Here is a 6,075-nt window from a genome sequence, read left to right as displayed (position 1 = left end):
CCCACGCTCCCGGCGTGCTCCTGCTGATGCAGGCCGAGCCCACCGAGACCCCGGGCTTCGCCGAGATCCGCCAGCGCATCGCCGAACGGTCGCGCAGCTACGGCAAGCCGGTCCTGCTCGTACACGGCGACGAGCACATCTACGAGGTGGAACCCGCCTACGCCGGTGTGCCCAACCTGACCCGGCTGGAGACCTTCGGCGACACCGCCACGCAGTGGTTGCGGGTCACCGCGAACCCACGCACACCGAACGTCTTCTCGTGGACGACGCAGACGGTGACGACCACCTGACGGACCGACCGGCAGGTCCGGGAGACCCGGTCCCCGAGTTATTCGGTGGTTAAGTGCCACCGAGTAACGGGTCGGCGACCGCGGAGATGTCACGGAGGACGTGACATTGCCGACTTCCTCAGCCCAAACGGCCTACCATAGAGCCTTCAGCGGTTCGCCGGTGGTAATCCTTGGAAGAGTGACGAACGTTCTCCAGTGGCTCTCCCCGGTCGGACCGACCACGGACACGCCACCTCGCATCCCGGGCTCGGTGCGCCGCACCAGCACGGTTGACGCCCTGTGCCCGGACAACGTCGAAAGCCCGCTCGTGCTCGTCGGCAGGGCCCGCGATCTGCGCACGGCCTCGGACCACCCGGTGTCAGAGGGCAATGCGGAGGTCGTGGCCGAGGCCAGCACCCGGGTCACGATCGACTATTTCGGTGGGCGGACGGTGACCGGAGTCCACTGTGATCCGGCGATAGCAGACAGCGACTCACTTCTGGGCGCCCGGGCCGGTGCGGGTTTCCGCACCGCGCTGGACCAGGCTATGCCCCGCCTGACCGCCGAAGGCACCCTGCTCGGGCTGCTTCTCGACGAAGTACCCGTGGTCACACTGATCTCAGGTTCGGCTATCGCTCGCGCGATCGGAAAGCAACCGACGACCGCCACCATGCCACCCGTCAACGTCTGTGCCGGCTGGGTGGCCGGCGGCAAGATGGACGTCGCCAACCGTGAAGATCGATCCGCTCTCATGGGCAGGGGAGCGACCGCTCCACCGCTGGACGACAGCAGCGATCCGTTGGGCTGGCACGTGACAGCGCCGCTCCCGCCGGGGAGCATCCGGCGACGGCGCAGGATTGACGTGTCACCCGGGCCGCAGCCGGGCGAGGCCGTGGTGGAAGGGCTCTTCCGGGACACCTACTGCGAGCCGGACGGCTCGGAGTCGATCATCCACGAATACGCCGTCAACGCCACGGTCGACCTCGCCACCGGGACAGTCCGCTCAACGGATGCGACACCCCATGTCCTGCCGGGTCCGGACTGCCCGCTCGCCGTGGCGAGCGTCAGCCGCGTGGTCGGTCAGCGTCTGGTGGGACTGCGCGACGGGCTACGCACCGCCCTGACCGGACCGACGACCTGCACCCACCTCACCGACCAGCTCCGTGCGCTCGCCGACGTCCACGCCCTGCTCCCACTGCTGTCCTAGCTGACCAAAGAGCGCATGATCATGGGTTTTTCGTGCGCTCGGAGGCCCTGCGGACAGAACCTAGCGGTCGGCGCCGTCCGTCTCAGCGGTCAGCGCGGGCCGTCATCGACGGCCGGTTACCAGACCGAGAAGCCCGGTTGCCGGACCGAGAAGCATCGTTTCCGTCGCGACAGAAGTTCATTCACCCGTCCGCTGATCGTCGCCTTTACCCGATAGAAATCAACACCGTCCGCTCGATAGAGATGACGGGCTCATCTCGTTGCCCACGCATTGTCGGCCAGGAGCCCGTTCATGGATCATTCTTGCCCTTCGCCACGCGCTCGGTCCGTCGTGCGGCGTCTGGTGCCGCCTGTCCTCGCCGTAACCCTGGTCGGTGGCTTTATCGGGGTTGTCGCGGCCCCGGCCTTCTCGACCTCGCCCGACGTGGTGATCAGTGAGGTTTACGGCGGTGGCGGCAACAGCGGCGCCCCGTACCTCAACGATTTCGTGGAGCTGTACAACCGCGGTACCACGGCGGTCAGCGTTTCCGGCTGGTCCACGCAGTACGCCTCCGCGTCCGGCACCAACTACCTCGTCACCGCGCTGTCCGGCACGATCCAGCCCGGCTCCAGGTATCTGGTCAAGCTCGGCTCCGGAGGCAGCCAGGGTGCCGCGCTGCCGACCCCGGACGCGACCGGCACGACGAACATGTCGGCCACCTCGGGCAAGGTCGCGCTCGTCACCACCACCACCGCGTTGACATGCGGTGGCAACTGCGACACCGCGTCCGGCGTGAAGGACTTCATCGGCTACGGCAGCGCGAACGACTACGAGACCTCGCCGGCCCCGACCCTGTCCAACACCACCTCAGCGACCAGGTCGAACCCGGCCACCGACACCGACAACAACGCGAGCGACTTCGCCAAGGTCAGCCCCACCCCGCAGAACTCCCAGAGCGGCGGGGGCGGCGACTGTGCCGGCTACACCACCCGCATCCGTGACATCCAGGGCAGCGCACACATCTCCTCGCGCAACGGCCAGTCGGTATCCAACGTACGTGGTGTGGTCACCACGGTGATCAGCACCGGCTTCTGGTTCCAGGATCCCTGCCCGGACGCGAACAACGCCACCTCCGAAGGCGTGTTCGTGTACACCTCCAGCGCACCCACGGTCACTGTCGGCCAGGAGATCGCGGTCGGCGGGACCGTGTCGGAGTACCGGCCGGGTGGGTCGAGCACCACGAACCTGACCACCACGGAGATCACCTCACCGTCTGTCTCCGTGCTGGGGACCCGGAGCGTCCCGGCCGCGACCGTCATCGGCACCGGCGGCCGGGTGCCGCCGAGCACGGTGATCGACAACGACGCCACGGGCAGTGTCGAAACCTCCGGCACCTTCGACGCCAGCACCGACGGCATCGACTTCTACGAGTCCCTTGAGGGCATGCGCGTCCAGGTGAACAACCCGGTGGCGGTGGGCCCGGGCAACAGCTACAACGAGATCCCGGTACTCGGTGACAACGGCGCGAACGCGTCGGTACGCACCACCCGCGGCGGCATCGTGCTGCGCCAGACCGATCCCAACCCGGAGCGGGTGATCCTCGACGACGGAGCGCTGACCGGCTCGGTACCCACCGGAGTGAACGTGGGCGACCATTTCTCCGGGCCGGCAGTCGGCATCCTCGACTACTCCTTCGGCAACTTCAAGCTGCTGCTGACCAGCGCGATCAGCAGGGTGGCGGGCGGGCTCGCGCCGGAGAGCACCGGCGGGCCGGGCCCCGGGCAGATCTCGGTCGCCACGTTCAACGTGGAGAACCTGGACCCGTCCGACCCGCAGAGCAAGTTCGACGGGCTGGCGCAGCAGATCGTGACCCACCTGGCCTCGCCGGGGATCATCACCGTCGAGGAGATCCAGGACAACGACGGGGCAACCAACAGCTCGGTGGTGGCCGCCGACCAGACCTGGACCAAACTGATCAATGCGATCAGTGCCGCGGGCGGGCCGACCTACACCTACCAGCAGATCAACCCGGTGGATGACGCCGACGGCGGCGAGCCCGGCGGCAACATCCGCGTCGGCTTCCTGTTCCGTACCGACATCGGGCTCACCTTCGCCTCCGGCACACCGGGCGGCTCCACCACCGCGGTGAGCGTCTCCGACAGCGGCAACCCCGCCGACCGGGTGAACCTCAGCGTCAACCCCGGCCGGATCGACCCGACCAACTCGGCCTTCAACGCCAGCCGCAAGCCGCTGGTGGGCAAGTTCTACTTCAGCTCCAAACCGCTGTTCGTGATCGCCAACCACTGGAACTCCAAAGGCGGTGACAACCCGCTGTTTGGCCGCTACCAGCCGCCGACCCTCTCCAGCGAGACGCAGCGTAACCAGCAGGCTGCGGTGGTGAAGAACTTCGTCCAGTCGATCCTCGCGATCGACAGCCAGGCACGGATCGTGGTGGCCGGCGACCTGAACGATTTCACCTACTCAGCGCCCGTGCAGACCCTGGCCAGCGCCGGGCTGACCGATCTGCCGGCCACCCTGGCCGACGCCGAGCGTTACACCTACGTCTACGACGGCAACTCGCAGGTCCTCGACCACATCCTGCTGTCCGCCGCGCTGGCCGGCGCCTCGTACAGCTACGACGTGGTCCACGTGAACTCCGAGTTCGCCGTCCAGCAGAGCGACCACGACCCACAGGTCGCCCGGCTCACCCTGCCCTGAGTTCCATATCGCAAGTTCTATGTCGCAGGACCTGGTGCCGGCTGCCGCACGCGGCGGCCGGCACCTCCGCGCGGAACCAGAGGGCCAAAGGCAGCGCGATCATGGTTTTTTTCGCGCTGCCGGAGGCCCAGGTCCCCGGGTCGTTAGGGTTGCCTGCTCGGTGTGCCGTTGACGCCGACGGCTGTCAACGGCTGACGGTTCTCATCGGATGCCCTCGACAGCGGCCATGAACTCGACCGCGAGCGCGGCGAGCGCATCGTAGTGGCGGTGGTAGCCGTACCGCTGCCGCAGGGTGCCCCAGTCGTTGAACTCCGCCGCCTCCGCGATCTCCGTCGAATCCGGGATCCTGGAGTCGAACACGTGCAGGCCGGTTTCCTTTGCGGACCGGGCCAGATAATCGGCCGTCTGCCGGTGCAGCGAGACGCTCGCCCGATACTTGCTGACGACAAGGCCGACGGCGGGGATGGGGCGGTCCACGCTCGTGGCGAACTTCTGGATCCTGGACCGTATCTGCGGAATTCCGTACGTGGACATGACGTCCGGAATCGTCGGGACGATATAGCCGTGCGAGATTCGCAGCCCGTTCAGGGTGAGCACGCTGAGGTTCGGCGGGCAATCCACAAGGATGTAGTCGTAGTCATCGGCGACCTTCTCGATCTGCCGGTGCAGCAGCTCGACCGGGTTGTGGACCTGATTGTGGACGAGGCCCCCGGCGGGCAACAACAGCCTGTCCTGCAGGTCGATGAGGTCCAGCGAGGAGGCCAGCATGTCGACCTGCGTGACGCTTCCCACCGGGGAGACGTCCCGCTGCAACGCCAGGTCGATGTCGAAGAGGCTCCCGTCCGGCCCCGGGTCCACCGCGTCGCGGAAGAGCGTCGCAAGCGTCCGGCCCGAATCGTTGAGCTCCTGCCAACGCACTTCGCCGATCATGAAAATGGTCAGGTTCGTCTGCGGGTCCAGATCGATGATCAGTACCCGCTTCCCATGCTCCCCCGCCAGGATCTCCGCCAGTGCCGCGGTGATCGTCGTCTTGCCGACGCCTCCCTTGAGGTTGATCGTCGAGATGATGTACGCCAACGTTGTTCCACCGCCTACCCTCACCGGCACGGGGCCGTCGCGGTGAGATCTCTGACCAGATGATCCGACACGATAGCGCGCACCGCCGATCATGGTGACAGCCCGGGACGTGCCTATGAGCCAGCATCCGCACCGTCTTCGACCCTCCGGTCACGCGCAGAATCAGCCCGATCGCGGATTCGCCACCTCTAGGATGGCGGATCCACGATCGTCCTGCGCCGGCTGACCTTCGGTTCGATCCGACGGATCATGTACGCGGTCAGTGCCAGCGCGACGACACCCACCCCCACGCCCGCGAGGACGTCGAGGAGCCAGGTGGCCCCGCTGTGGTCCCACAGCGGGTCCGGTGGATCGCCCCGGGGCCCCACGCGGCCGAGCTTGGCGACCTCGTTGAGGTCCGCGGTCGAACCCAGTGCGGCAAAACCCCAGCGAGCCGGCGCGATCCAGCTCACCTGTTCCAGCACGGGTCGTCCCACCGCCGACACCAAGCCCCCGGACAGCACGAGCTGGGCCATGGTGACCAGCACGAGTACAGGCATGGTCTTGTCGGCGTTGTCCACCAGCGTCGACACGAGCAACCCGATCATCATCGACGACAGCGCTGCCACGATCACCGCGATCAGACACTCCGCAAGCGGTGACCCGAGCAGTACGGCATCGGCCGGTAGGCGCCCCAGTAAGCCGATCAAGGTGAACACCACGCACTGGCAGGTGGTGATCCCGGTTAAAACCACGATCTTCGAACCGAGGTAGGCGGTACGCGACAGGCCGATCGTGCGCTCACGCCGGTAGATCGGCCGCTCCTTGACGATCTCACGCACGGAG

4 protein-coding genes and 1 pseudogene are annotated in these 6,075 nt (G+C 67.0%); 3 read left to right on the top strand and 2 right to left on the bottom strand.

Features of this window, described 5'->3' with window-relative positions; genetic code table 11:
• The 3 genes and pseudogenes from DD1DGNOD_RS02455 to DD1DGNOD_RS02445 all read left to right on the top strand — a co-directional run.
• A pseudogene (locus DD1DGNOD_RS02455) lies at positions 1 to 290 on the top strand (metallophosphoesterase); the annotation flags it as partial.
• A gap of 178 nt (positions 291 to 468) precedes the next feature.
• On the top strand, positions 469 to 1,476 hold the full coding sequence (locus tag DD1DGNOD_RS02450; RefSeq protein ID WP_131769344.1) for a DUF2889 domain-containing protein: 1,008 nt from the start codon (positions 469 to 471) through the stop codon (positions 1,474 to 1,476).
• Between the two features lie 342 nt (positions 1,477 to 1,818).
• Entirely contained in the window at positions 1,819 to 4,173 is a 2,355-nt protein-coding gene (locus DD1DGNOD_RS02445; protein WP_206442906.1) for a lamin tail domain-containing protein, read from the top strand.
• A gap of 201 nt (positions 4,174 to 4,374) precedes the next feature.
• On the opposite strand, the gene DD1DGNOD_RS02440 is transcribed toward DD1DGNOD_RS02445, so the two are convergent.
• Positions 4,375 to 5,250, bottom strand: coding sequence for a ParA family protein (locus DD1DGNOD_RS02440; protein ID WP_131765012.1), 876 nt, complete (start codon positions 5,248 to 5,250; stop codon positions 4,375 to 4,377).
• 188 nt (positions 5,251 to 5,438) lie between these two features.
• On the bottom strand, positions 5,439 to 6,075 hold a 637-nt coding region (locus DD1DGNOD_RS02435), incomplete at its 5' end, for an ABC transporter permease (protein ID WP_131769346.1).

Origin of the sequence: Candidatus Protofrankia californiensis (genome assembly GCF_900634765.1) — a bacterium.
GTDB lineage: Bacteria > Actinomycetota > Actinomycetes > Frankiales > Frankiaceae > Protofrankia > Protofrankia californiensis.
The sequence above is the reverse complement of the archived record's forward strand: the minus strand, read 5'-3'. Positions and strand labels throughout refer to the sequence as shown.